Raw genomic sequence first — 24,781 nt, 5'->3', positions numbered from 1 at the left:
GGGCTTAGATAGGGGGGCGGGGGTCGAGAGTCAGGACCGATGGGGGCCGGACACCGCCTAGTGGGTCCGTGCGCAATGCGACGAATTTTAGAGCAAAAAGATCACCGCGAACGCGGCGCTTGCGAGGGCGCGGCACGGTTCGTGCTCCTCCCCCTCGCATACCCCGGGGCGGCGCAAGCCGCCACGCTCCGACAGCCGGGTCTTGGCTATCGGATGGGTAGGGTGGGCCAGATCGGCCTTGGGGGAGCAACCTACTGGAGCATTGCCTCGCCAATGCGAGGCAATTCCTTATCCCTTGATCTCTGAGCGGGGATACTGGCCGCTTAGTGGACTCGCGCCCTGTTCCTTTGCGGCGATGCCAGCCTCGATAGATCCGAGGATAGCGGCAAGCTCAGGAGACGGGCCGGTTGTCTCGGGTGTGTTAGGTGGGAGGGTGCCCTCACGGCGGACCCGCTTTCTATTCCACAGGTCGCGGAAGCGCTGGCGGACACGCGCCGGGAGACCGCTGAGATCGAACCAGTAGGCGTTGGTGACCTGCTCGCGCTGAGGCCCGGGTTGGCCGGCGTTCTGCGTGCGCTGGGTGCGCCGGACCCATTGCAGGATCTTGAGCGCGTTCAGGCGGGCGAGGGCGCGCACCACCGTGGTCCGGCACAGGCCTGCTACCCGGGCGATCGTGTCGATCGCAGGCTCCAGTCTGCCGGTGCGGAAATCTACCTGGATCACGCCGCGGCGGCCGAGCAACGTCTCAAGGACGCGAATGCCGTGGAGGCCGATCGGCCTCACCCCGCCTTTCCTGCGTTCGAGGTCATCCCATTCAGTGACGGTCTTCAGCAGGCAGTCGATCCAGCCGAGCGCGCCCGCGGTGGTGCCGTCGCCGATCGGGCGGAATACCTGCGCCTGGCGGCTGTCGACGTCATAGCTGTTGCGGCGGACCTTGCGGTCGGGACCGCGTTCCGTTCGGCCGGTCAGGTGTGCGGACGCGCCCTTGAGAAGGCGGCGGATGTCACGGGCGTTTGGGGCGCCGCTCACGAGGTGCACCCCCGAACGATCGCCGCGCAGGCTCGCGCACCAGGTCGTCCACCGGCGCCGCGCCCTCCATCAGCATCTCGCTCCACTCGAGAGCCAGCTCGCGCCGGCGCGGGAGATAGGCGTAGCGATTGTAGACCGATTCGACGTCGCCAGGCAGGTGGGCGAGCATCAGATCGATAATGTCGCGATCGCCGACACGGTTCTCGATCGCGGCGATCTCGTTCATGATGGTCGAGAACGTCGAGCGCCAGCCGTGCGGCACATGAACACCGGTGAACCCGGCCGTTCTGTACAGCTTGCTGATCGTGCTGTCGCTGAACGGCGTCTTGGGCGTCCGCATGCCGGGGAACAACACGCCATTTCCCGAGATCCGCGTTGCCGTTCGCACCACTGCCACGGCTGCCGGGCTCAGCGGCACAACGAACTCGAACGTGACGTCCCGCTTGCGTTCGGACGTCAGCTTCATCTTCGCGGCCGGTATGCGTCAGATCGGGCTGGCGCCATCCAGATCCTCGAATTCCTTCTCCTCGGCGAGCCGCACAACGCCCGGCCGCGCTGCCGTGAGCGCGAGGAGGCGCGAGGCGAGGAGCGTCGACCAGTGCGCCTCTTGCTGTTCGATAGTCTGCAGCACGTGCCGCGCCTCTGCGATCGACCGGGCTGCCGGGCGCCGGTTGTGCGTGAAGCGTTGCAGCGCGCGCTTCACGCCCGTTGCCGGGTCCGTCTGCGCCACACCCGCCGCGATTGCCGACAGGAAGATGTCCGACATATGTTGGCGCAGGCGATGCGCACCCTCGATCGCGCCGCGCGCTTCCACCCGCTGCAGCAGCTCCAGCACCATCGGCACCGTCACATCGGCAATCGGCACCTGGCCGATGGAGGGGTAGGCGTCTCGCTCGAGGCGACCGAGCACCTGGTCCGCGTATCGCGGCGTCCAGTGCTTCTTGGCGCTCGCATGCCAGCGGCCGGCCCACTCCTCGAATGTGTTGCTGGTCCGGGTGGCGCGCTCCGCCTTGCGCTGCTTCTTCTCGATTGACGGATCGCGCCCGTCGCGAAGCATCGCCTGCGCTTCGTCGCGAAGCCGTCGTGCCTCGGTAAGGGGTATTTGGGGGTATTTGCCGAAGGTAAGCAGCTTCTCCTTGCCGCCGTATCGATATTTCATGCGCCAGGACTTGAGCCCCGCCGGCGTCACGTAGAGGAAGAGCCCGTGTGAATCGGCGATCTTGGCCGGTTTCTCGGCCGCTTTCGCCTTGCGACAGGCAACATCCGTCAGCAGCGGAACGTACCCCCTGCAATACCCCCACGTACCAGGGCCTTGGATGAAATGCGGTGGAGCGCCATGAACAGGTGAAATGCCCGAAATATGGGGGTAAATCAACGTCTGCTGGGGCGTGGTGAACGGGCCTGAATAGGCCCGCTGGCTCCCTGAGTAGGATTCGAACCTACGGCCGCTCGATTAACAGTCGAGAGCTCTACCGCTGAGCTATCAGGGAACGCCTGCGGGAGGCGCGTCTTTAGCTGGAATTTCAGCGCTTGCAACCCCCTTGCGGGCGTAAAAACTCACGCGACGAACTGTTCCATCGTTATCCGGTCGTCGAGGGCGTGCTCGGGATCGAACAACAAGGTGAGCTCGCGTGCGCGGTCGATCGCGATGTCGACCTGCGCGACCTCGCGGATCTCGCGCTGGTCGGCCACGGCGGACACGGGGCGCTTGCCGGGATCGAGCGCGCGCAGGCTGATGCGTGCCTTGTCGGGAAGGATCGCGCCGCGCCAACGCCGCGGGCGGAACGCGCTGATCGGCGTCAGCGCCACCATTGCGGAGCCGAGCGGCAGGATCGGCCCGTGCGCCGACAGGTTGTACGCGGTCGAGCCGGCCGGCGTGGCGACGAGGATGCCGTCGCAGGCCAGTTCCTCCATCACGACGCGATCGTTCACCCGCACCTCCAGCTTGGCGGTCTGGCGCGTCTCGCGTAGCAGCGACACCTCGTTGATCGCGGGCATGGTGTGGATGCGTCCGTCGACGCCCGTCGCGGTCATCGCCAGCGGCGTCACCTTGAAGGCACGGGCGTTGGTGAGGCGCTCGTCAAGATCGTGCTGGCGCCATTCGTTCATCAGGAACCCGACGGTGCCGAGGTTCATGCCGAATACGGGCACGCTGGCGCGGCGCATGTCGAGCAGGGTGTGCAGCGTCTGGAGCATGAAGCCGTCGCCGCCCAATGCGATTACCACATCGGCTTGCTCGATCGGGCACCAGTCCCATGCATCCGCAAGGCTGGCGCGTGCGGCCTGCGCCTGGGCGGTTGGCGAGGCGACCAATGCCCGCCGCACATAGGTGGTCATCCGCCGGTCACGCTCATGTGGCGCGCCACCGCCGGGGCTGAGCCGCGTTCGATGCGGAAATCGTGGCGCGCCGGCTTGCCGGCGATGCCGAGGCGGATCGCGTCGTCGAGCGCCGGTACGCCGCCGTCGCGCAGCGCAGCCTTCAGATCGACCTGGTCGTCATGGCCAAGGCAGGAATAGAGCCGGCCTTCGGTGGTGAGGCGTACGCGATTGCAGCCGTCGCAGAAATTAGCGGTCAGCGGCGAGATAAGCCCGAGCCGTGTCGCGCTGCCCTTCACGCGCCAATAGCGCGCCGGGCCGCCGGTGCCGGCAAGGTCGCGCTCCAGCTCAAACTGCTGCGACAGGCGGTCGAACACCGCCGTGAGCGGCACGAAGCGGTCGGTGCGATCCTCGTCGATCGCGCCCATCGGCATGGTTTCGATCAGCGTCAGATCGTGACCCTCGCCCACGCACCAATCGAGCATGGGGGCGATCTCATCCTCGTTCAGCCCTTTCAGCGCGACCATGTTGATCTTGACTGCAAGCCCGGCGCGCTTGGCCGCCGCGATGCCGCCGAGCACCTGATCGACGTCGCCATGGCGGGTGATGTGGCGGAAGACGGCGGGGTCGCGGCTGTCCATGCTGACGTTGAGGCGGCGGATGCCCGCATCGGCGAGTGCCTGGGCGTGATCCGCCAGGCGCGTGGCATTGGTGGTCATGGTGAGCTCGTCAAGGCCATGGCCGACATGGCTGCCGAGCCGCTGGACGAGCTCCACCACGTCGCGGCGGACGAGCGGTTCGCCGCCCGACAGGCGGATCTTGCGTACGCCAAAGTCGATGAAGCGCTCGGCGATGATGGCGATCTCTTCGAGCGCAAGCAGCTTGCTGCGCGGAAGAAAGGTCATCTTTTCCGCCATGCAATAGCGACAGCGCAGATCGCATCGATCGGTGACCGATATACGCAGATAGCGAATGGTGCGGCCGAAACCGTCGACGAGGCCGGAGGCGGCGGGCGTTGCTCCCATAACGGAACAGCTAGGCGCTCGCAGGGTCGGTAACAAGGGCAGCAATCCAGTTGCTGCGAGACTCGCCGCCCCATACGGTCGCGCCGGTGAGCAAGATCGCAGGCGACATCGTGGACGTGATATTGGCACCGGGCGCCGAAAGCCTGGCGGCTCTGGTTGATCTGGCGGGTGGACGCGCCGGGACGGACTGGGCCGACGTGCTGCTGGTCGACGCGCGCGGCGGTGCGTCGCTGCTGGCGGACGCCGAAGCGGCGGCGGTGCATGCGCGGCAGGCCGTGCTGGCGATCGTAGCCGATCATGCGGGCGCGGCGGCGGCCTATGACGCCGGCGCGACGCATGTCGCGGTGGGGGAGCCGACCAGCGAATCGCTGGCGCTCGCGCTGCGTTATGCCGGCCGGTATGCGCGGCGTCTGCGCGGAAACGGGCGGATGCGGCGGGCGGGCGAGCTGGCCGAAGGTGCGGTGGCGCGTTTCATCGCCGCGGGCGATCCGGTTGAGCCGGCGACGGTGGCGGTAGTGGCGATCACGCATTTCGATACGGTGAATGCCGCCTTCGGCCGCGAGGTCGGCGATCAGTTGCTGCGTGAGGCGGCGGGGCGGCTGACCGCGGTGCTGCCGCCCTATGCCGTGATCGAGCGCGATCAGGGCGCGCAGTTCATCATTGCCGTGCGCGAGGATGTGGAGGCGGCGCGCAGGCGCATCGCCGCGATCGAGGGCGCGCTGGCGCGGTGCTTCATGCTGGGGCGCGAGGAAGCGTGGCTGGGCGCGCGGATCGGTGTGGCGCATCGCGACGACGGCGAGGCTGCAGGCTCGCTGGTGGCGCGGGCGCGCGAGGCGCTGACGGCAGCGGCAGCGGGCGATGCGCCGCAGGTACGGGTTGCGCCGCAAGGTCATATCGCGGCGGGGCTGGATCTTGCCGCCGATTTGCACCGCGCGATCGACCGGCGCGAGATCGACATCCTGTTCCAGCCGCAGGTGGCGCTGGCGACCGATCGCATCACGGGCGTGGAGGCGCTGGCGCGGTGGGAGCACCCGAAACACGGCGTGCTGGGCGCGGGCACGTTGTTTGCCGCGGCCGAGCGCGCTGGGCTGGGGCTGGCATTGTCCGAGCATATCCAGCTGCTGGCACTGACGCGTGCGGCGGCGTGGGAGGGCGCGCTGGCCAACCTGCGTGTGGCGGTGAACGTGACAGCGGCGGATCTCGCGCGGTGGGATTTCGCGCCGCACTTCATGGCGCTGGTGGAGCGCGCGGGAATCGATCCGGCGCGGGTGACGGCGGAAGTGACCGAAAGCGGGTTAGTGACGGACCTGCCGCTGGCCTCGACGCGGCTGGAGGCGCTGCGGGCGCGTGGGCTCAGAGTCGCGATCGACGATTTCGGCACCGGCTATTCGAGCCTTGCCTATCTGAAGGCGCTGCCGCTCGATTACCTGAAGATCGATCGCAGTTTGACGCAGGACATTACGGGCGCACCGCGCGCGCGCGTCGTGGTGCGCGGCATCCTGGCGATCGCCGAAGGGCTGGGCCTGCAAACGATTGCCGAAGGGGTCGAGAATGTGGCGGAGCGCGATCTGCTCGCCGATGAGGGCTGCACCTATTATCAGGGGTTCCTGTGCGCCGGGCCGCTCGACGAGCGGGCGCTGGCGCGATTGATGGAGGATGATCGCCCATGATCCACGCCCTGCTTGCGCCCGTGATGATCGCGGCGGCGGTGCAAGCCGCCCCGGCCGAGACGCCGGCCGCCGCGATCGAGACGGAAATGGCAGCGAGCGCGGCCGGCTGGAATAGCGGATCGCTGGAGCGGTTCATGGCGGTTTATGCCGATGACGCCGTCTATGCGTCGGGCAAGGAACTGGCGCGCGGCAAGGCGGCGATCGCGGCGCGTTATGAGAAGAGTTTCGCCGATGGCGCGAACAGCCGGGGGCGGCTGTCGTTTCAGCCCGTTGCCTGGCGCACGATCAGCAACGTCCACATGCTGCTGGTTGCGCGCTGGACGCTGACGCCGGCCACCAGCGAGCCGCAGACGGGGCTTACCACCCTTTTGTTCGAGCGGCGCAAGGCGGGATGGCGGATCATTTCCGACCATAGCTCCTGAGCCGCCGGCCGATGAAGGTCTACACCATCGGATATGAGGCGACGACCATGGCCGATTTCCTCGCTGCGCTGGCGCGCGCGGGTGTGAAGCGCGTGATCGACGTGCGGGCGCTCCCGCTGTCGCGGCGGCCGGGCTTATCCAAATCGATGCTGGCGGCGACGCTGCGCGAGGCGGGAATTGATTACGTTCACCTGAAGGCGCTGGGCACGCCCAAGCGCGGGCGCGATGCGGCGAAGAAGGGCGATGTGGCGACGTTGCGCGCGGTGTACGACGATCAACTGGCGCTGCCGGAGGCGCAGGCGGCCGCGGCGCAGATGCGCGAACTGGCGGCGGAGATGCCGGCCGCGCTGCTGTGTTACGAGCGCGACCCCTGCCATTGCCACCGCACCTTGTTGCTACAGGCGGAGGGTGAGGGTGCCGAGGTGGTTGACCTGTTCACGTGACAGATCGGGTGGGCCACGCCGGTCTGACCCGTGTAGGGGCGGATGATGGCCAAAGCTGATCGACTGAACCGCCTCGATGCCCGTCGAATGGAGCTGGAGGCCGAATACACCGACGCGCTGATTGCCGCGCTACGCACGACGGCTTCAGGTAAGTGGGGGCTGTTCGACCATCAGGGCGATCGCCGGACGCGCGAGAAGATCGCGCCGGTGATCGATCATCTCGCGGAACTCGGGCAAGACATCGACAAGATGCGCGAGCAGTTGCTGCTGCCCCCGTTCGCGCTTCAGCAGGAATTTCTGCAATCACGCGGGCGCGTCAACGCGGATGCGGTCGGCGAGCCTAAGCAGGCGCAAGCGTGGCTGGATCGGCTGGCGCAATCTGCCGTCGAGTAGCCGAACGGGGCAGGCGCTGCCCCGGGCCAGCCGTTTTTGTCGTCAGCCGGTAACGGGCAGGCGGACGGTGCCATCGTCGAGCCGCTCCAGCGCGCTGTAGGCGACCACCGTGTCGAGCGTCAGCGGGCCGTAGATGTGAGGAAACAGCTGCCCGCCGCGGCTTTCCTCCCACCGGATCTTGTCGCCCAGCGCCTCCAGGTCGACCGCGGCGACGTGCAGGTTTTCCTGCCCGGCGAAGTGCTTGTCGACCGTTTCGGTGAGCTGCGCGGCGGTGGACAGGTGGATGTAGCCGTCCTGCAGATCGACCGGCGCGCCGGCAAAGGTGCCGTCGTGTTCGAGCGCCATCATCTGCTCGTTCGTCAGCACCTTGTACGCGGTCGTCGGCTTGCTCATTGTCCATCCTCCGGGCCGGCGGCGGCGTCATCGCCGATCGTCGCGCCGGTGTCGGGAGCGGTTTCGGGGCCGGAGAGTTCCGCCGCGATCGCCTCTTCCGCGGCGTTCTCGGGCTCGGGCTCCTCGTCGATCCGCGCGCAGCCGACGACATGCTCGCCGTCACCGACGTTGAACAGGCGAACGCCGGCCGAGTTGCGGCCGATGACACGCAGGGACGCCAGCGGCATGCGGATCAGCTTGGCCTGATCGGTGACGAGCATCAGCTGATCGTTCTTGCTCGCCGGGAAGCTGGCGACGACCGGGCCGTTGCGATCGATATTGTCGATGTTGACGATGCCCTGACCGCCGCGACCGATGCGCCGATATTCGAAGGCTGAGGACAGCTTGCCGTAGCCGTTGGCGCAAACGGTGAGGATGAATTGTTCGTGCGCGCGCAGATGCTCGAACCGATCCATTGGGATCTGTGGCTCGCCTTCGCGCTCGGTCGCCTTCCAGGGGGCGAAGCGGAGATATTCCTCGCGCTCTTCCTGCGTCGCGCCGGTGCGGTGCAGGATCGAGAGCGAGATCACCTCGTCGCCGGGCGCAAGGCGCATGCCGCGCACGCCGGTGGAGTTGCGGCTCTGGAACTCGCGCACGTCGTCGCCCGGGAAGCGGATCGCCTTGCCCTGGCGGGTGGCGAGGAGGACGTCGTCATTCTCCTCCAGCAGCGCGACGCCGATCAGGCGATCGTCGGCATCGTCGCCTTCGAACTTCATCGCGATCTTGCCGTTCGAGGGCACGTTGGTGAACGCGTCCATCGCGTTGCGGCGCACGCTGCCGCGCGCGGTGCCGAACATGACGTGGAGCTTGCCCCATTCCGCCTCGTCCTCCGGCAGCGGCAGGACGGTGGAGATCGTCTCGCCTGGCTGGAGCGGCAGGAGATTGATCATCGGCCTGCCACGCGTGTTCGCGCTGCCCTCGGGCAGGCGCCAGACCTTCATGCGATAGACCTTGCCGAGCGTGGAGAAGAACAGCACCGGCGTGTGCGTCGAGGTGACGAAAAGGCTGGTGACGGCATCCTCGTCCTTGGTCGCCATGCCGCTGCGGCCCTTGCCGCCGCGCGCCTGGGCGCGGAACGCCTCCAAGGGGGTGCGTTTGATATAGCCCTGCATGGTCACGGTGACGACCATGTCCTCGCGCTCGATCAGATCCTCGTCGTCGATGCCATCGGCGGCAGCGGCGATCTCGGTCCGGCGCGGGGTGGCGAAGAGGGTGCGGACTTCGGTGAATTCCTCGCGCATCACCGCGTAGAGCTTCACGCGGTCGGCGAGGATCGCGAGCAGCTCGGCGATCGAGTCCGCCAGCGTCTTGAGCTCGTCGCCGATCTCGTCGCGGCCGAGCGCGGTGAGGCGATGGAGGCGCAGGTCGAGGATCGCGCGGACCTGGATTTCGGAAAGGCGATAGGTGTCGCCGGTGATCTCGGTCTCCACCGCCTCGACCAGCTTGATATAGCCGGCGATCTCCGCGATCGGCCATTCGCGCACCATGAGGGCGGCGCGGGCCTCGGCAGGCGAAGCGGAGCCGCGGATGATGCGGACGACCTCGTCCAAGTTCGTCACCGCGATGACAAGGCCGAGCAAGATGTGCGCGCGGTCGCGCGCCTTGGCGAGTTCGAACTTCGAGCGGCGGGTGATGACCTGCTCGCGGAACTGCACGAACGCCGCGATGATGTCGCGCAGCGGCAGCATCTCGGGCCGACCGCCGCGGATCGCGAGCATGTTGGCGGGAAAGCTGCCCTGCGCGGGCGTGTGGCGCCACAATTGGTTCAGGACGACGTCGGGGGTCGCATCGCGCTTCAGCTCGATGACGACGCGCACGCCTTCGCGGTTGGATTCGTCGCGAACGTCGCCGATGCCTTCGATCCGCTTGTCCTTGGCGGCTTCGGCAATCTTCTCGACCAGCGCGTTCTTGCCCTGCTGGTACGGAATTTCGGTGAGGACGATCGAGCGACGGTCGCCGCGCCCTTCCTCGATCTTGTAGCGCGAGCGGACGATGATCGAGCCGCGACCGGTCTCATAGGCGCTGCGCGCGCCTGCGCGGCCGAGGATCACGGCGCCGGTCGGGAAATCCGGGCCCGGCACGATCTCCATCAGTTCTTCGGTCGTGAGCGGCTCGCCGCCCTCCACCGCGCGATCGAGATAGGCGAGGCAGGCGTCGATCACTTCGCCAAGGTTATGCGGCGGGATGTTGGTCGCCATGCCGACCGCGATGCCGCCGGCGCCATTGACGAGCAGGTTGGGGAAGCGGGCGGGGAGAACCGACGGCTCGCTTTCCGAGCCGTCGTAGTTCGGCTGGAAGTCGACGGTGTCTTTGTCGAGATCGTCCAGCAGGTAATCGGCCGCGCGGGCAAGGCGCGCCTCGGTGTAACGCATGGCGGCGGGCGGATCGGGATCCATCGAGCCGAAGTTGCCCTGGCCGTCGATCAGCGGCTGGCGCATCGACCAGTCCTGCGTCATGCGCGCCAAGGCGTCGTAGATGGCAGTGTCGCCGTGCGGGTGGTATTTACCGATCACGTCACCGACGATGCGGGCCGACTTGCGATACGGCCGATTGTAGGTGAAGCCGCTTTCGTTGGCCGAGAAGAGGATGCGCCGGTGCACCGGCTTCAGACCGTCGCGAACGTCGGGGAGCGCGCGCGCCACGATCACGCTCATGGCGTAATCGAGGTAGCTGGTCTTCATTTCCTCGACGATGGAGATCGGTGCAATGTCCGATGGGTCGGCGAGGACGGTCTCGTCGGTCAAAACGCTACTTTCGGGTTGGGAGTCGTGTGTCGTGCCTGTCTAGGAGCCTGCAACCGAAATGTCACGCGTGCGGGCGCGAATGCTGGCGGTATCACCCCACGATTTCGGGTGTGATCGGCCGCGTCATCCAGCGCGCGGCAGGGCCATAGGCGGCCACCTTGTCGGCCAGCGCAGGCGAGACGGTTTCCTCAGCGAAGCCCAGCCGCTGCCAGTATGGCGCGGCGCCGTCCACCGCGATGAGTTCGGCGCGCGCCAGGCCCTGCCGCGCCGCGGCACCAGTGGCGACATCGACCAGGCGCCTTCCGACAGCGGTGCCGCGACCGACCGGCGCAACCGCCAGATCGTGGATGAACAATATCGCGCACCCATCCGGTTCGGACAGGATCGTGCCGATCGCCGGGGGAGACCGGCTCGGCCAGCCATGCGCCAGCAGATAGGCGATCAGCGTTTCGCCGCATGTATCGGCCCGAGTGGCAGCCAGGCAACAGGATTGGCGCAGCGTCAGTCGGCTGGCGAAAGCGGCGGCATCTTCACGCAGGAATGCGGGATAGGCGAGCGACTGGATCGCCATTGCCTGTGGCAGGTCTGCGGTGGTCAGAGGCCGGATCGCGATCGGCGAGGCGGGCGGACCGATCATCGTCAGGGCGCGATTTCGGCGCCGTCCCAGGCGAACAGCTTGCCGCTGTCTTGCGGCTTCAGACCGTCGATTACATCCAGCAGCTGGACCGCGGCGCGGCCCGGCGCGAACAGGTCGCGCCCCGATTGCTGGAACGGCTTCGATAGCTTCGTGTCCACTGTGCCCGGGTGCAGCGCCACCACGACGCCGCGTTCGTTGCGCCGCTTGTCCTCGATCGCCAGCGTGCGCACGAGCTGGTTGAGCGCCGCCTTGCTGGCGCGATAGCCGTACCAGCCGCCCAGGCGATTGTCGGAGATACTGCCCACCCGGGCTGACAGGATCGCGAGGACCGACCGGCCAGTGCGCGGCATGATTGGCAAAAAGTGCTTGGCAACCAGAGCGGGGCCAATGGCGTTTACCGCATATTGTCTGGCCAGCCACTCCGCATCGAGATCCCGCAGCGCCTTTTCCGGGCCGCGTGTGCCGTCGTGCAGCAGGCCGGTGGCGATCACCACCAGCTCTGGCGTGCCGGCGCGCGCCGCTGCCTGCGCGACCGAGGCTTCGTCCGTGATGTCGAGTTCGGGGCGGGAGAAGCATTGCACCGCCGCGCCTTCTTCTCTCAGGGCCTCTACCAGCGCGCTGCCGATGCCACCCGAGGCGCCGATGATGACTGTCTTCATGGGCTCCGGCTAGGCGCGCAAAGCATTACGTTCAATGTCCATTCAGCGCACTTCCTTGATGAGGGGCCATGAGGACAGTAAGCGCAACAACAAGCATTCACGCTCGAATGAGGAGAGCAGTTTCGATGAAGAGCATTTCCCGCGTTGCCTTCGCGGCCGCGCTGATGGCTGGCGCGGCAGGCATCGCCGTCTCGCCGCCGGCACTTGCCCAGAAGAAGGCGGAGCAGGGCGCCCCCAAGCTGAAGCTCAGCAAGGAGGTGCAGAATGCCGCCGCCGCCGCGCAGAAGGCGATTGCGGCAAAGGATTACGCCACCGCCGGCACGCAGCTGACCGCGGCGCAGGCCGCCGCCAAGACCGAGGATGACCGCTACATCGTCGCCGCGCTGCAATTGCAGGCCGAGGCGAGCAAGATGCAGGATGCGCGCGCCGCGAACCAGCAGGTGAGCGACCAGGGGCTGAAGGCGCCGCTCGAGGCGCTGATCGCCAACCCGAAGACCCCGGCGGTCGACGTGGCGAAGTATAACTATCAGCTCGGCGTCATGGCAGCCAATGCCAAGGACAATGCGGGCGCGGCCACCTATTTCCAGCGTGCGCAGCAGCTCGGCTACAACGACCCCAATCTGCCGCTGCAGCTGGTAAAGCTGAAGATGGACGCAGGCGATGTCGCCGGCGGCACGGCGGAGCTGGAAAAGGCGCTCGACGCGCAGGTCGCCGCGGGCCAGAAGCCGAGCGAAGAGCTGTACAAATACGCCATCGCGCAGACCAACAAGAAGCGCATGGGTCCGCAGACGGCCAATTGGATCAAGAAGTGGCTGGTCGCTTACCCGACCCGGCAGAACTGGCGCGACGGCATCGTCACTTATGGCCTGACGCAGCAGAGTGCCGTGACGCTGGACAAGGGGCAGAAGGTCGACCTGTATCGCCTGATGCGCGCCAGCAAGTCGCTGGCCGACCAGTATGATTACGAGATCTACGCTCAGTGGGCGTACGACCTGGGCCTGCCGTACGAGGCGAAGGCCGTGATCGACGAGGGCAAGGCCGCCGGCAAGCTGCCGGCCGGTGCCGCCGCCGATCTGCTGCGCGTGACCAATCAGGCGATCGCCAGCGAAGGCTCGCTCGCACCGGTGGAGGCAAAGGCGAAGGCTGGCGCCAACGGCCGTATCGCGCTGAATACGGGCGACGCCTATCTGGGCATGGGCAATTATGCCAAGGCCGTGGAGCTGTACAAGGTCGCGTTGCAGAAGGGCGGCGTCGATGCGGATACGGTCAACACCCACTTGGGCATCGCGCTGGCGCAGTCGGGTGACAAGGCCGCGGCAAAGGCCGCTTTCGGCGAGGTGAAGACCGCGCCGCGGAGCGACATCGCTTCGTTCTGGACGCTGTATCTCGACAATCCGCCGTCGGCCTGATCGGCGCGGAAATCATGAACGGAAAAGGGGTGGCTTCGGCCGCCCCTTTTTTGTTGTGATAATTTTACTCTGCGGGCACCACGATCGGCACGCCCGGTGACGCCTTGGCCGTCCGGATCGTCAGCGACGACTTGACGCTCGCGACATTGGGCGCGGCGGTGAGGTGTGTCGTCAGGATGCGCTGAAACGATTCGAGGTCGGACGCGACGATCTTCAGGATGAAGTCGATCTCACCGTTCAGCATGTGGCATTCGCGGACCTCCGGAATACCAGCGACGTGCTTTTCGAACGCGGCAAGATCGTGTTCCGCCTGGCTGCGCAGGCTGACCATCGCGAACACAGTGATGGGAAAGCCGAGCATCGCCGGCTCGCAATCGGCATGATAGCCGCGGATCACCCCGGCCTGCTCCAGCGAGCGGACGCGGCGCAGACAGGGTGGCGCGGTAAGCCCCACACGCTCTGCCAGATCCACATTGGTCATGCGGCCGTCTTCCTGCAGCAGAGCCAGTATCTGCCGGTCGATCCGATCAAGCACGAAAACCGCCATTTGCACGCAGCATATCGATCACGAACATGCCGCCACCTATAGGATAGTTGCGCGGCAACGCAATTGTCGATCAACGGCTTTGGTCACGATTCATTTGTTTTCCCGCGTGTATGGGTTCGCTACGAGCGACGCCGGTTGGCGGCACCGTCGCCGGCGGAGAATGGGTCAGTGCGTGCGGTTCGACGATAGCCTCAAAACGGTGCTTGCGGCCGATGCGTCCACCGCCTTTGGCGCGCAGGCGATGTTTCGGCAGCTTGCCGACCTGATCGCACGTGGACGCGTGGCGGCGGACGCGGAGACGCTCGCGCGTTTGCGGCAGTTGCGCGACCAGGTGCCGGCGAGCGTGCGCGCCTCCGTGGCACGTAGCTTTGCCCTGGCGCAGCCGCCCAAGGATCTTGTCGCGGTGTTTGCGGAAGATGAGGCGAGCGTTGCGTCTGCCGTGCTGCGCGGGGTGCGCCTGCCGGCGGGCGATTGGATCACGCTGATCCCGGCGCTCCGGCCGAGCGGACGGGCGGCGCTGCGGCGGCGCGAGGATCTCGATCATGATGTGGTGCGCGCGCTGGAAAGCTTCGGCTCCACCGACTTTGCGCTGGCCTATGTGCCCGGCGGGGACGAGGACGAGGCGGCTGGGGAAATCGCCACGTCGCCCGAGGCGGACAGTGCCGATACGTCGCACCCCGCACCAGAGCCAGAGCCGGCGATCGCGGCCCGGCCCGGGCCTGTGGCGACTGGCTTCGACATCGCCGATCTGGTCGATCGGATCGCCAGCTATCAGGAGCAGCGGGCAGCCGCGCCCATGGCATCGCCGCTGCCGGAGGTGGACCGCTTCCGCTTCCAGACCGATGTGTCGGGCACGGTGCGCTGGACCGATGCGGCGCCGCGCGGTGCGCTGATCGGTGCCGATCTGATCGGGGCGGGCCTGCTGGCCGGCGGCACGACAGGTCCGCTGAAGCACGCAATGGACGTGCGCGATGCCGTTGCGCAACGGGTAAGCTTCAACGATGCGTGGCTGACGCTGGACGGTGCCGGGCCGCTTGGCGGCACGTGGCAGGTGTCGGCCGTCCCGCTGTTCGATCCGGCAACCGGATCGTTCATCGGTTATCAGGGCGCAGCGCGGCGCTCGCGGCTCGATCGTATCGCGGCCGAGGTGGCGGAGAAGGGCAATGCGGAGGGGCTGCGGCGGCTGGTGCATGAATTGCGCACGCCGACCAATGCGATCGCCGGCTTTTCCGAGCTGATCGAAACGCAGTTGCTGGGCCCGGTCGCGCCGCCGTACCGCGAGCGGGCGGGCGCCATACGGCTGCTTGCCGCGGACCTGGTGGCGACGATCGAAGACCTCGATATGGCGGCGCGGATCGAAGGGCGTGCGTTGTCGCTTCGGCCTGAAAAGGTGCCGCTGCGGCCGCTGCTCGAGCGGGTTACGGCCGATTCCCGGCCACTCGCGGCCACGCGTGGATGCACGCTTGAGTTAACACCCGGCGGCGGCGGCGTGGCGCTGCGATGCGACGAGCGGGCGGCGGAGCGGTTGCTGGTGCGGCTGGTCGCGACGCTTGTTTCATCGGCACAGCAGGAGGAAGCGATCTGCCTCTCGACCAGCGGGGCGGAAGGCGAGGCGATCGTCTCCGTGACGCGCCCGCGCGCGTTGGCCGATATGCCGGAAGAGGAGTTGCTGCGCGTCGAGGCGTCGAGCGACGATCAGGTGCCGGGCGCGCCGCTGCTGGGCACCGGCTTCGCGCTGCGCCTTGCGCGCAATCTGGCGACTCAGCTGGGCGGCAGGCTGACGATCGCGGCCGACCGGATCACGGTGGCGCTGCCGGTCGACGATGACGCGGCGCGCGCGGGTGAGGCAGGGCAGGCCGTATCGACCTGATGGCGGCACCGGGCGGCTCCCAGCGTTGGCGGATGCCGCCGCCCGCGCCGCAGCAGCGGATCGCTTGGCCGGCGGCATTCGGCCGGCGGTTCGTTGTGTTCGTCGATACGGAAGAAGAGTTCGACTGGGCGGCGCCCTTTTCGCGCGCGGCGCGGTCCGTCTCGGCGATTGCCGCGCTGCCGGAGATGCATCGCCGCTTTGTCGATCGCGGCGTGCACCCTTGCTATCTGTGCGACTATCCTGTGGTGGCCGACCCCCGCGCCGCGGCGACGCTGCGGGGGCTGGTGGCGGATGGACGCTCCACGATCGGTGCGCAGCTGCACCCGTGGGTCAATCCGCCACATGCCGAGGAGCCGTCGGCGCACCTGTCCTTTGGCGGCAATCTGCCACCCGTGCTGGAGGCGCAGAAGCTAGACCGGCTGACGACGGCGATCGCCGACGTGTTCGGCCGTGCGCCGCTGGCGTTTCGCGCCGGTCGCTATGGCCTTGGCCCACGCACGCTGGGGCTGCTCGCCGAGCGCGGGTACCGGCTCGACACGTCCGTCCGGTCGTTCCACGATTACAGCGCGCAGGGTGGCCCGGATTATCGCGCGATCGGCCCCGATGCCTTTCGCGTGTCGCAGGCGCCGGGGCTGATCGAGCTGCCGCTGACGACCATTTTCACCGGGCTGTTGCGTCGCGCAGGCGCGCCCGTCCACCGCGCGGCGACAAGGCTGCCGCGTGGCGCGGGGCTGCTGGCGCGTTCGCGATTGCTGTCGCGGGTGCCGCTGACTCCTGAGGGCGTTTCCATCGCGGAAGCATCGGCCGCGGTGCGGCTGGCGGCGCAGGACGGGACGCGGCTGCTGACCCTGTCGTTTCACTCGCCCAGCCTGGTGCCCGGCCATACGCCTTACGTGCGTGACGAGCAGGATGCCGCGCGCTTTCATCAATGGTGGGTTGCCATGCTCGACCTGTTGGACGCGCAAGGGTTTGCGCCGGCCACTCTGGACGACGTGCTGCAAGCAGCGACGCAGGATCGGGACACCTCGGCACGCCCCTGAAGGCGCGACGAGAAAGTCTTCCAGGATTAGCTACGGAACCTTTTCGCTGCCTGACCATTTTGATGCGCGTCGAACCGCAGAATGACTGTGGCGCGCGCCGCAAGAGCAGGCTGTCTGGTGCATGAAGACGGCAAGGTTTCGCGGCCCCTGATGCGGCGAACTCTCATACTTTAGTCTGAAGCGGCGCCGCGTCCCAGGCGCCGGTAAGATTTCGTTAGCGACGTGAACCCCTGGTGCGTGGTGTTGTTTCCACCGCACGGGCTATCCCCATGGTTCTACCCTCTTTCATCACACGCACGATCGCCGTCGCTGCCGTTGCATTTGCCGTGCCGGCCATTGCAGGCGCAGGGCCGCTTCAGGTCACGTCCAAGGTCTTTATCGAAACGCCGACCCGTGCCGCCGACGGCAGCGCGAAGATGACGCTGATGCCGGCGAAGAAGGCGGTGCCGGGCGACCGGGTCGTCTTCGTCCTGGCCTATCGCAACACGGGCGCGCAGCCGCTCGACAAGCTGGTGTTCGACAATCCGCTGCCCGCCGGCATCGCCTATCGTGCGCCGGCGCAGGGCTCGGCCGCGCCCGAGCTGTCCGTGGACGGCAGGACGTATGGCCCGCTTTCCACGCTGCGCGTCGCTGCTGCCGGTACGCCGGCCCGGCCGGCCCGCGCCGACGATGTCACCCATGTGCGCTGGCGGCTGAACGGCCCGCTGGCAGCGAACGGCCAAGGGCAGTTCGCATTTCAGGCCGTTCTCAAGTGACCTGCGCGGTTCCGACCGCGTCTTCCTCCACCTCCAACAAGTGAACAACCAACATGACCGCACGTAACATGAAGATGCTGCTGTTGTCGGGCGCCGCGACGCTCGCCGGGGTGGCAGGCAATGCTCAAGCGCAGACGGCAACGCCGGCCGGCACCACCGTCAGCAATACCGCCTCGGTCAGCTACACCGTCAACGGTGCGCAGCAGACCACCAGCTCCACCACCGCAAGCTTCGTGGTCGACCGCAAGGTGAACTTCACCGTCGTGCTCGATCAGCCGGGCAATACGTCGGTAAACCTCGGTCAGCAGGACGCGGTGCTGCGGTTCAAGGTGACGAACACCACCAACGGGGTGCAGGATTTCTGGCTCGATCCCGATCAGACTACCCTGTCGGTCGGCATCATCACCGGCACCGACAATTTCGACGTCACCGGCCTGAAGGCCTATGTCGATTCGAACGGCAACGGTACCTATGAGCCGGGCGTCGATACGCGTGAGTATATCGACGAACTGGCGCCCGACGCCTCGGCCACGGTGTTCATCGTCGGCAACATTCCCTCGACCGCCGGCATCATCATGGCGCAGGCATCGCTCCACGTGCTGGTCGCCGCGGGCGGTGCGTCGGGCTCGAAGGGTGATCTGCTGATCCCGACCGACCTGAACCTGGGCAATGCCGACAACGTCGTCGACGTGGTGTTCGCCGATAACGATAGCGACGGCGCGCTGAACCTCGGCGATATTGCGCGCAACGGCCAGGGCCGTGCCTATGGCGCGTACGAGATCGGCGCACAGAACGTGGCGTTGACCGTGACCAAGTCCGCGCTCGTCCTGTCGGACCCCGTCAACACGCTCAACCCGAAGGCCATTCCGGGCGCGGAGGTGCAATATTGCCTGCTCGTCCAGAACGGCACTGCGCTGACCGGCGCAAGCGGCGTGGTGCTGACCGACGTCGTGCCGACCAACACCACCTATGTGCCCGGATCGATCTCCATCGGTGCGCCGGGCGGCACGTGCGTGTTGCTGGGTACAACCGAGGATGACGACGATTCGGATGCCGGCGAGCTCGACGGCTTCACCGCGTCGTTCAACGCTGCCAGCAAGACGGTGACGGCGAATGTCGGCACCGTGGCGGGCCTCGGCGCGGTCGCCGTCGCGTTCAAGGTGACCATCAACTAACCTGCCCGTCCACACGACTGAAACCCCACCGGCGCGCGCGTTAGGCGCGCGCCGGAAGGCTCCCACATGTCCAAAATTCGCGCGCTCCTGAACCTCGCCGCCCTGTCGCTGGGCATGGCCGCCGCACAGCCGGGTGCGGCGCAGGACGCTGCGCGCATCACCAATACCGCCATGCTGCGGTACGACGGCCCGACCGGGCCGATCACCATCCCTTCCAACACCGTCACCATCGATGTCGCGCGCGCCAAGCGGCCGACCCGGTTGAGCATCAACCTGCTCCCGATCGGTTTCGAGCTGCGCGGCATGAAGTGCGAGACGGTGCCCACGCTCTCCTACACGCCCGCTCCGATCGACGCGGCCGATTTCGCCCGCGCGCCGGTGGCGAAGACCGTTGAACCGCGCGAGGCGGTGATCATCGCGCTGGATAACGAGGGCGGCAATCGCGATCCGCTGGTACGGGAAATCTCGTGGGTTCGCGTGGAAAGCCAATTCCAAAAACTGCAGCTGCCGCTGCTGGAAACCGGCCCGAACACCGGCATCTTCGCCGGCGGCATTCCCGAGCCGCAGCCCGTGCCCTCGGCGTGCGAGCTGCGCCTCGATCGCGGCGCGCAATTGTCGCTGCACTTCGACGAGGACGAATATAGCTTCGCGTCGACCTACACGCAGCTGATCGACCCGACCGGCTATCTGTTCGATTCGCAGACCGGCGCGCTGGTCGACGGGGCGGTGGTGACGCTGGTCGACGAAAGCGGGCGGCCCGCCACCGTCTATGGCGACGATGGCGTCAGCGCGTATCCGTCGACGGTGGTGAGCGGCGGTAGCGTGACCGACGCCAGCGGCCGCGTGTACGATTTTCCGCAAGGGAATTACCGGTTTCCGCTGACCGCACCGGGCACCTATCGGCTGAAGGTGGAGCCGCCGGCCGATTATCGCGCGCCCACTGCTCGGCCGCGCGCCGAGCTGGACGCGCTGCGCGACCCGCAGGGCAAGCCGTTCCTGTTGAACCCGGCATCCCTTGGCGAGCCGTTCACGCTGAGCGATCCCAGCCCCTTCATTGCCGATATTCCGCTCGATCGCGCCGGCGAAACGCGCCTGCTGCTGACAAAGACGGCATCCGTTCGCGAGGCGAGCCCGGGCGACGTGGTGCATTATGTGGTGCGGGTCGAGAACCGCTCGGGTGCGCCGGCGAGCGGCGTCGAGCTGAACGACATCCTGCCCAAGGGGCTGAGCTATCGACGTGGATCGACGCGCGGCGCTGACGAGCCGACGGTGTCGTCGGATGGGCGAACGCTGGCGTTTCGCGTGCCGGCGATCGCTGCGGCGCGCCAGGCCGAGATCCGCTATGCCGTGTCGATCAATCCTGGCGCGCCGACCGGCGAAGCGGTGAACCGCGTGCTGGCGTCGGGCAGCGGCGGGGTGACCGGCAACGAGGCGGCGGCATCGGTGCGGATCAAGGCGCTGCTGTTCACCGACGGCTTCACGCTGATCGGCCGCGTGACCGAGGGCGGCTGCCGCGACCCCGAGGCGGGGCGGCGCGGTATCCCCGGCATTCGCCTGATGCTGGAGGACGGCACGTTCGTCGCGACCGACAAGGACGGGCTGTACCATATCGAGGGCGTGCGGCCGGGCCGCCATGTCGTCCAGATCGATACCGCCAGCATTCCGGCGACGCATGAGGCGGTGACCTGCGATGCCGACACCCGCCAGGCGGGTAGCGCCACCTCGCGCTTCGTCGAGAGCGCGGGTGGCCTGTTGCAGCGCGTCGATTTCCAGTTGCGCCCGACCGGCGTGGCGCCGGCGAAGGCGACCGACGCTCTGCCGGTTGCGACGCCGGCCGCCGAGGCGGCGGGCGATCGCGACTGGCTGGCCGATGCCATGCCGGGCGTCGCGTTCCTGTTCCCGACGGTCGATCACAACCCGCGGGCGCCGGTGGTGCGCGTGGTGATCAAACATGGTGCGCAGCAGCGCGTGGCTTTGCGGATCAACGGCGCGGCGGTGGACCCGCTGGCCTTTGACGCGACCGACACGCGCGGCGAAGTCGCAATCTCGCGCTGGACCGGCATCGGCCTGGTGCCGGGCGACAATCTCCTCGAGGCGCGGGTGCTGGATGGCGAGGGGCGCGTCGCGCAGGTGCTTACCCGCACGGTGCATGTCGCCGGTGCGCCGGCCAGTGCGACGCTTGTGCCTGAGGCGAGCCGACTGGTTGCGGATGGGCTGAGCCGCCCGCTGCTCGCCATCCGCCTGGCCGATCGCGACGGCCGGCCAGTGCGGGACGGCACCATCGTGCCGGTGGCGATCGCAGCGCCCTATCGCGTCGCCATCGAGCCTGATCAGGATGCCACGCGCGGCCTGCTGGCGCGGCCCACGCCCGCCGCCGTCGCGCGCGTCATCGGCGACGAGGGGCTTGCCTATGTGGTGCTGGAGCCGACGACGCAGGCGGGCGCGCTGCGTGCCACCGTGATGCTGAGCGACGGCAAGGTTTCGCGCGCGGTCGATACGCGGGCGTGGCTGACCGGTGCGACGAAGGACTGGATGCTGGTGGGCTTTGCCGCCGGCACGCTGGGACACGATACGCTGAAGACGCGCAGCACCGATCTGCCCCGCCACGCGCGCGGCAAGGTGGTGCGTGACGGGCAGCTCGCTTTCTATGCCAAGGGGCGGATCAAGGGGTCGTGGCTACTGACGATCGCCTATGACAGCGACCGCGCGTATGACCGCAGCCGCGGGCTGCTGGGCGTGATCGACCCGGATCGCTACTATACCGTCTATGGCGATCGCAGCCGCCAGGGGCAGGACGCGGCCACCTCGCGCAAGCTGTACCTGCGGCTGGAGCGGCGCGAATTCTATGCCCTGTTCGGCGATTTCGAGACCGGCATGACAGTGACGCAGCTGACCCGCTACAGCCGTACGCTGAACGGCGTGAAGGCGGAATATAGCGGCAAGCGCGTGAGCGTGGCCGGCTTTGCGGCGCACAGCGACGAGGTTTATGCCCGCGACGAGATCCGCGGGGCGGGGCTGACCGGGCCGTATCGCCTGTCGGGCCGTGACATCGTGCCGAACAGCGACAAGCTGCGGCTGGAGGTGCGCGACCGGCTGCGCCCCGAGCGGGTGCTCTCGGCCACGCCGATGACGCGGCATATCGATTATGACATCGACCCGACGATCGGCACCATCCGCTTCCGCGATCCGGTGCTGGGCAAGGATCTGGCCAACAATCCGGTGTTCATCGTCGTCGATTACGAGACCTATGGTCGCGGCAAGAAGTTGAGCGCTGGCGGGCGCGCGGCAGCGAAACTGGCTCGCGACGCGGTGGAGCTGGGCATCTCGGCGATCCGTGACGAGGCGCAGGGCGCCACCGTCGCCGGCATGGACCTGCGCGCGAAGCTGAACGACACCACCGAGCTGCGCGCCGAGGCGGCGACGGGCGGCGCGCAGGGCATCGGCACAGGGCAGGCGTGGCTCGCCGAAGTCGAGCATCGCGGCGCCCGGCTCGATATGCTGGCCTATGCCCGCCAGCAGGACACCGCCTTTGGCGTGCGCCAACAGAGCGTGGTGGAGGCGGGCACCCGCAAGTTCGGCTTCGACGGGCGCTGGAGCGCGACCGACCGGGTGTCGCTGACTGGGGCGGCCTGGCGCGAAGTGCAGATCGACGGGCCGGGCCGGCGCATGGCGGGCGAGGCGCGGGTTGAGCTGCGGCGGGCGGCCGGCACGATCTTCGCCGGTACGCAGTTCGCGTTCGACACCGGGCTGGACGGGCAGGATCGCAATTCGAAGCTGCTGACGCTGGGCGGCACGCAGGCGCTGCTGGGCGGCAAGCTGTCGGTAACGGCGCAGACGCAATTCGCCCCCGACGGCGCGAAGGACAGCGTGGATTTCCCGGCGCGCCACCAGCTGATGGCGGCCTATCGCCTTACCCCCGCGATCCGCCTGATCGGTGGATATGAGATCGCCGAAGGCAAGGACGCGACCGTGAACAACGCGCAGGTCGGCCTGGACGCGACATTGTGGCCGGGGGGCAAAGTGACGGGGACACTCAATCAGCAGGCGTTCGGCGACATTGCGGGTGGGCCAGGCGCGGCGCGGCTCTACGGACAATATGGCGTGATCCAGTCGGTGACGCTGGCCAAGGCGCTGACGCTGGATGCGACGCTGGACGCAAGCACTACCGTGCGCGGCGCCATTCCTGCCGGCGCGGCGATCCGCCCTTTCCAGGCAGGGAGCGGCGGGAGCATCGGCATGATCGACGCGGCGAACAATGATGGCGATTATGTCGCGATGACGCTGGGCCTCACCTATCGCCACGATCAGTGGAACTGGCGCGGGCGATTGGAGCGTCGGCGCTCGGACCAGAACGATCGCTTTGGCGTGACGGCCGATGTTGTCCGCACGCTGGGCGAGGGGAAGACCATTGCCGCTGGCCTGCGCTATTTCACGGTGACGCAGCAGGACGGTGCGAAGGCTCGCAGCCTGTATGCGGATGTGGCGGTGGCGTGGCGGCCGCTCGACAGCCGCTGGTCGGTGCTCGACCGGGCCGAGCTGCGCAGCGAGCGTGCGGATGGCGCGATCGTCGGCCGCAATGTGCTGGCCGTGCCGGGCGGCAACGGCACCGGGCAGGACACACTGCGCGCGATCCATAATATCGCGGTGAACTATCGCACCGGATCGGAAGGCGACGCCCACGGCCTGTCGGGCACGCTTTATCACGGCGCGAAATGGGTGCGCGGCAGCTATGGCGATGACGATTACACCGGCTTCATCCAGGTTCTTGGTTTCGATCTGCGGCAGGATCTCGGCCAGCATGTCGACATCGGCGTGCAAGGTTCGGTGCAGCATGCGGTCAGCCCCGGCCGCGTGGCGTTCAGCGCCGGCCCGTCCATCGGCGTGTCGCCCGCCAAGGACATGTGGATCAGCGCCGGCTACAACATCGCCGGTTATCGCGACCGCGATTTCGAGGATGACCGCTACACACGGTCGGGCGCTTATGTAACGATGCGGATGAAGTTCGATCGCGATACGCTTGGCCGGATGGTGGGGCGCAAATGAGGCGGCTCCTGCTCCTGATCGCGGGCGTGGCGGCCGCTCCGGCGCTGGCCGATCCGATCAGCGTCACCAAGAGCGCGCAGGTCGTTTCCGCACCGGTGCAAACGACGGTGCCGCTGTCGATTCCGGGCGCCGAGGTGGATTACACGATTGCGCTGTCCAATCCGCTTGCCAATCTCGGCAAAACCGTCCGAGTCACCGCGTTCGAGGATCCGCTGCCGGCCGGGACCATGCTGCGCGTGCGCGATCTTGGTGCTGCAGGTAGCGGGCCGGTCGCGTTTGTCGACGGTGCGCTTCTCGGGCTTGGCGATAGCGGGCTGACCTACAGTTTCGGCGGGCTTGCCAGCACGACCGATGGCCTGGAATTTTCGAATGGCACCAGTTGGGGCTACACGCCGGTACCCGATGCCGACGGCTACGACCCCGCGGTGCGGGCAATCCGCGTGAAGCCGACAGGCACGTTCAGAACGAGTGGATCCTTCACCCTGCGCTTTCGAGTGAAGATCCGCTAGCCAAAGTCGGTTGACCGGCGGATTCGAGCCAATGTGTGATGGCGACGATTGCAGTGCGGCTGGTTCGCCGCGCGTCGTCGATGCCGCACGCCTTGTCCGCGTCGCGCCATGCTTCGCTGGCTGCCGCGAAGCCCAACGTGCCGGCGAGGCCCGAGAGTTTGTGGCCGTCCGGCAGGTCGCCTCGCGACAAAGCGGCCAACGCACCGCGCAGCTCCTCCCGCAAGCTGACGGTCAACTGCTCGACGGCAGGGCGGCCGAAAGCGTCCGCAAGGCGCTCCAGTGCGGCAAGGTCCGGCGGCAACCAGCGGGTGAAGAAGGCGGTCAACTCGGCCCTGTCTTCTTCGCCGGTAATCCATGCATCATGGCCGGCCGCCGAGTGATAGGACGGCACACCCAGAGCGATGCTCAGCTTCGCGTCGGTGGGAAGTGGTGCTTGGTCGTCAGAGCTGGGTGATGAAACGATCATGGTTGCATCGTCTGACGTCGCAGTATCGCCTGAAAGTATAGACCAGCCGGCGCCACGCAATGCTTCAAACAGGAATGAACTTTCTTTCAATCCGGTTTGAAGAAGCACGGTATGATGGAATTTACGTATTAATCCCTCCAGCTTTTTGTTTGCCAATTGGTAGCAAAGTGTCTGTCGCCGCGCTATCTGTTAGCGAC

At 67.3% G+C, this 24,781-nt stretch carries 22 protein-coding genes and 1 tRNA gene; 11 read left to right on the top strand and 12 right to left on the bottom strand.

The window, feature by feature from the left end:
- Positions 1-288: 288 nt before the first annotated feature.
- The 6 genes from SPDO_RS12680 to moaA all read right to left on the bottom strand — a co-directional run bounded on the left by SPDO_RS12680 (position 289) and on the right by moaA (position 4,370).
- Positions 289-1,038 carry a hypothetical protein gene (locus SPDO_RS12680; RefSeq protein WP_143559654.1) on the bottom strand — a complete coding sequence of 250 codons (750 nt, stop codon included), beginning with the start codon at positions 1,036-1,038 and terminating at the stop codon, positions 289-291.
- Positions 1,004-1,495, bottom strand: coding sequence for a site-specific integrase (locus tag SPDO_RS17190; RefSeq protein WP_245829465.1), 492 nt, complete (start codon positions 1,493-1,495; stop codon positions 1,004-1,006). Before SPDO_RS17190 ends, SPDO_RS12680 begins: the two co-directional genes overlap by 35 nt.
- A gap of 18 nt (positions 1,496-1,513) precedes the next feature.
- Positions 1,514-2,404, bottom strand: coding sequence for a tyrosine-type recombinase/integrase (locus SPDO_RS17185; protein WP_245829464.1), 891 nt, complete (start codon positions 2,402-2,404; stop codon positions 1,514-1,516).
- Positions 2,405-2,444: 40 nt separating this feature from the next.
- Positions 2,445-2,519, bottom strand: a tRNA-Asn gene (locus tag SPDO_RS12670).
- 67 nt (positions 2,520-2,586) lie between these two features.
- Positions 2,587-3,366, bottom strand: a complete 780-nt coding sequence (locus SPDO_RS12665; protein WP_088367829.1) for an NAD kinase — start codon at positions 3,364-3,366, stop codon at positions 2,587-2,589.
- The gene (gene moaA / locus SPDO_RS12660) at positions 3,363-4,370 is read right to left on the bottom strand and encodes a GTP 3',8-cyclase MoaA (protein ID WP_088367828.1); all 1,008 of its coding nucleotides are present in this window, start codon (positions 4,368-4,370) and stop codon (positions 3,363-3,365) included. Before moaA ends, SPDO_RS12665 begins: the two co-directional genes overlap by 4 nt.
- An 86-nt stretch (positions 4,371-4,456) precedes the next feature.
- Between moaA and SPDO_RS12655 the strand changes: the two genes are divergently transcribed.
- Genes SPDO_RS12655 through SPDO_RS12640 form a run of 4 tightly spaced genes read left to right on the top strand, consistent with a single transcriptional unit; the run spans position 4,457 to position 7,298 of the window.
- The gene (locus SPDO_RS12655; protein ID WP_088367827.1) at positions 4,457-6,040 is read left to right on the top strand and encodes a bifunctional diguanylate cyclase/phosphodiesterase; all 1,584 of its coding nucleotides are present in this window, start codon (positions 4,457-4,459) and stop codon (positions 6,038-6,040) included.
- On the top strand, positions 6,037-6,462 hold the full coding sequence (locus tag SPDO_RS12650) for a YybH family protein (RefSeq protein ID WP_245829462.1): 426 nt from the start codon (positions 6,037-6,039) through the stop codon (positions 6,460-6,462). Before SPDO_RS12655 ends, SPDO_RS12650 begins: the two co-directional genes overlap by 4 nt.
- An 11-nt stretch (positions 6,463-6,473) precedes the next feature.
- Positions 6,474-6,905, top strand: coding sequence for a DUF488 domain-containing protein (locus tag SPDO_RS12645; protein WP_088367826.1), 432 nt, complete (start codon positions 6,474-6,476; stop codon positions 6,903-6,905).
- 45 nt (positions 6,906-6,950) lie between these two features.
- On the top strand, positions 6,951-7,298 hold the full coding sequence (locus SPDO_RS12640; RefSeq protein WP_088367884.1) for a hypothetical protein: 348 nt from the start codon (positions 6,951-6,953) through the stop codon (positions 7,296-7,298).
- 42 nt (positions 7,299-7,340) lie between these two features.
- On the opposite strand, the gene SPDO_RS12635 is transcribed toward SPDO_RS12640, so the two are convergent.
- The 4 genes from SPDO_RS12635 to SPDO_RS12620 all read right to left on the bottom strand — a co-directional run bounded on the left by SPDO_RS12635 (position 7,341) and on the right by SPDO_RS12620 (position 11,770).
- The gene (locus SPDO_RS12635; RefSeq protein WP_088367825.1) at positions 7,341-7,691 is read right to left on the bottom strand and encodes a DUF952 domain-containing protein; all 351 of its coding nucleotides are present in this window, start codon (positions 7,689-7,691) and stop codon (positions 7,341-7,343) included.
- Complete coding sequence (gene gyrA / locus SPDO_RS12630) at positions 7,688-10,474, bottom strand: DNA gyrase subunit A (RefSeq protein ID WP_088367824.1); 2,787 nt, start codon at positions 10,472-10,474, stop codon at positions 7,688-7,690. Before gyrA ends, SPDO_RS12635 begins: the two co-directional genes overlap by 4 nt.
- Positions 10,475-10,565: 91 nt before the next feature.
- Entirely contained in the window at positions 10,566-11,111 is a 546-nt protein-coding gene (locus tag SPDO_RS12625; protein WP_088367823.1) for a GNAT family N-acetyltransferase, read from the bottom strand.
- Positions 11,112-11,113: 2 nt separating this feature from the next.
- Positions 11,114-11,770 carry an SDR family oxidoreductase gene (locus tag SPDO_RS12620; protein ID WP_088367822.1) on the bottom strand — a complete coding sequence of 219 codons (657 nt, stop codon included), beginning with the start codon at positions 11,768-11,770 and terminating at the stop codon, positions 11,114-11,116.
- Positions 11,771-11,895: 125 nt separating this feature from the next.
- Between SPDO_RS12620 and SPDO_RS12615 the strand changes: the two genes are divergently transcribed.
- On the top strand, positions 11,896-13,179 hold the full coding sequence (locus SPDO_RS12615; RefSeq protein ID WP_088367821.1) for a hypothetical protein: 1,284 nt from the start codon (positions 11,896-11,898) through the stop codon (positions 13,177-13,179).
- A 64-nt stretch (positions 13,180-13,243) separates the two neighbouring features.
- Here SPDO_RS12615 and SPDO_RS12610 read toward each other — a convergent pair whose 3' ends face one another.
- Positions 13,244-13,726 (bottom strand): Lrp/AsnC family transcriptional regulator, encoded by a 483-nt coding sequence (locus SPDO_RS12610; protein ID WP_088367820.1) that lies wholly within the window; start codon positions 13,724-13,726, stop codon positions 13,244-13,246.
- Between the two features lie 172 nt (positions 13,727-13,898).
- Between SPDO_RS12610 and SPDO_RS12605 the strand changes: the two genes are divergently transcribed.
- The 6 genes from SPDO_RS12605 (at position 13,899) to SPDO_RS12580 (ending at position 24,118) form a co-directional block, all read left to right on the top strand.
- Positions 13,899-15,596 (top strand): sensor histidine kinase, encoded by a 1,698-nt coding sequence (locus SPDO_RS12605; RefSeq protein WP_245829460.1) that lies wholly within the window; start codon positions 13,899-13,901, stop codon positions 15,594-15,596.
- A gap of 32 nt (positions 15,597-15,628) precedes the next feature.
- Positions 15,629-16,636 carry a polysaccharide deacetylase family protein gene (locus SPDO_RS12600; protein ID WP_088367818.1) on the top strand — a complete coding sequence of 336 codons (1,008 nt, stop codon included), beginning with the start codon at positions 15,629-15,631 and terminating at the stop codon, positions 16,634-16,636.
- A gap of 269 nt (positions 16,637-16,905) precedes the next feature.
- Complete coding sequence (locus SPDO_RS12595) at positions 16,906-17,391, top strand: DUF11 domain-containing protein (RefSeq protein ID WP_088367817.1); 486 nt, start codon at positions 16,906-16,908, stop codon at positions 17,389-17,391.
- Between the two features lie 53 nt (positions 17,392-17,444).
- Positions 17,445-18,566: a hypothetical protein gene (locus SPDO_RS12590; protein ID WP_245829458.1), complete on the top strand. Its 1,122-nt coding sequence runs from the start codon at positions 17,445-17,447 to the stop codon at positions 18,564-18,566.
- A gap of 66 nt (positions 18,567-18,632) precedes the next feature.
- The gene (locus tag SPDO_RS12585; RefSeq protein WP_245829456.1) at positions 18,633-23,609 is read left to right on the top strand and encodes a DUF11 domain-containing protein; all 4,977 of its coding nucleotides are present in this window, start codon (positions 18,633-18,635) and stop codon (positions 23,607-23,609) included.
- Entirely contained in the window at positions 23,606-24,118 is a 513-nt protein-coding gene (locus tag SPDO_RS12580) for a hypothetical protein (protein ID WP_088367816.1), read from the top strand. Before SPDO_RS12585 ends, SPDO_RS12580 begins: the two co-directional genes overlap by 4 nt.
- Here the strand turns inward: SPDO_RS12580 and SPDO_RS12575 are convergent.
- A complete protein-coding gene (locus SPDO_RS12575) occupies positions 24,087-24,740 on the bottom strand; it encodes a hypothetical protein (RefSeq protein WP_143559653.1) in 654 nt (217 codons plus the stop codon). The two genes, SPDO_RS12580 and SPDO_RS12575, sit on opposite strands and share 32 nt — an antisense overlap.
- Between the last annotated feature and the right edge of the window lie 41 nt (positions 24,741-24,781).

The sequence above is a fragment of the Sphingomonas dokdonensis genome (genome assembly GCF_002197685.1).
GTDB lineage: Bacteria > Pseudomonadota > Alphaproteobacteria > Sphingomonadales > Sphingomonadaceae > Sphingomonas > Sphingomonas dokdonensis.
Note: the sequence above shows the minus strand (reverse complement) of the source record. Positions and strands in the feature narration are given on the sequence as shown.

Bases quoted from the DNA above. Each gene is read 5' to 3' on its own strand.
- SPDO_RS17190 (WP_245829465.1), bottom strand. From the start codon at position 1,495: ATGAAGCTGACGTCCGAACGCAAGCGGGACGTCACGTTCGAGTTCGTT.
- SPDO_RS12665 (WP_088367829.1), bottom strand. From the start codon at position 3,366: ATGACCACCTATGTGCGGCGGGCATTGGTCGCCTCGCCAACCGCCCAG.
- moaA (WP_088367828.1), bottom strand. From the start codon at position 4,370: ATGGGAGCAACGCCCGCCGCCTCCGGCCTCGTCGACGGTTTCGGCCGC.
- SPDO_RS12650 (WP_245829462.1), top strand. From the start codon at position 6,037: ATGATCCACGCCCTGCTTGCGCCCGTGATGATCGCGGCGGCGGTGCAA.
- SPDO_RS12645 (WP_088367826.1), top strand. From the start codon at position 6,474: ATGAAGGTCTACACCATCGGATATGAGGCGACGACCATGGCCGATTTC.
- SPDO_RS12640 (WP_088367884.1), top strand. From the start codon at position 6,951: ATGGCCAAAGCTGATCGACTGAACCGCCTCGATGCCCGTCGAATGGAG.
- SPDO_RS12635 (WP_088367825.1), bottom strand. From the start codon at position 7,691: ATGAGCAAGCCGACGACCGCGTACAAGGTGCTGACGAACGAGCAGATG.
- SPDO_RS12625 (WP_088367823.1), bottom strand. From the start codon at position 11,111: ATGATCGGTCCGCCCGCCTCGCCGATCGCGATCCGGCCTCTGACCACC.
- SPDO_RS12620 (WP_088367822.1), bottom strand. From the start codon at position 11,770: ATGAAGACAGTCATCATCGGCGCCTCGGGTGGCATCGGCAGCGCGCTG.
- SPDO_RS12615 (WP_088367821.1), top strand. From the start codon at position 11,896: ATGAAGAGCATTTCCCGCGTTGCCTTCGCGGCCGCGCTGATGGCTGGC.
- SPDO_RS12610 (WP_088367820.1), bottom strand. From the start codon at position 13,726: ATGGCGGTTTTCGTGCTTGATCGGATCGACCGGCAGATACTGGCTCTG.
- SPDO_RS12600 (WP_088367818.1), top strand. From the start codon at position 15,629: ATGCCGCCGCCCGCGCCGCAGCAGCGGATCGCTTGGCCGGCGGCATTC.
- SPDO_RS12595 (WP_088367817.1), top strand. From the start codon at position 16,906: ATGGTTCTACCCTCTTTCATCACACGCACGATCGCCGTCGCTGCCGTT.
- SPDO_RS12590 (WP_245829458.1), top strand. From the start codon at position 17,445: ATGACCGCACGTAACATGAAGATGCTGCTGTTGTCGGGCGCCGCGACG.
- SPDO_RS12585 (WP_245829456.1), top strand. From the start codon at position 18,633: ATGTCCAAAATTCGCGCGCTCCTGAACCTCGCCGCCCTGTCGCTGGGC.
- SPDO_RS12580 (WP_088367816.1), top strand. From the start codon at position 23,606: ATGAGGCGGCTCCTGCTCCTGATCGCGGGCGTGGCGGCCGCTCCGGCG.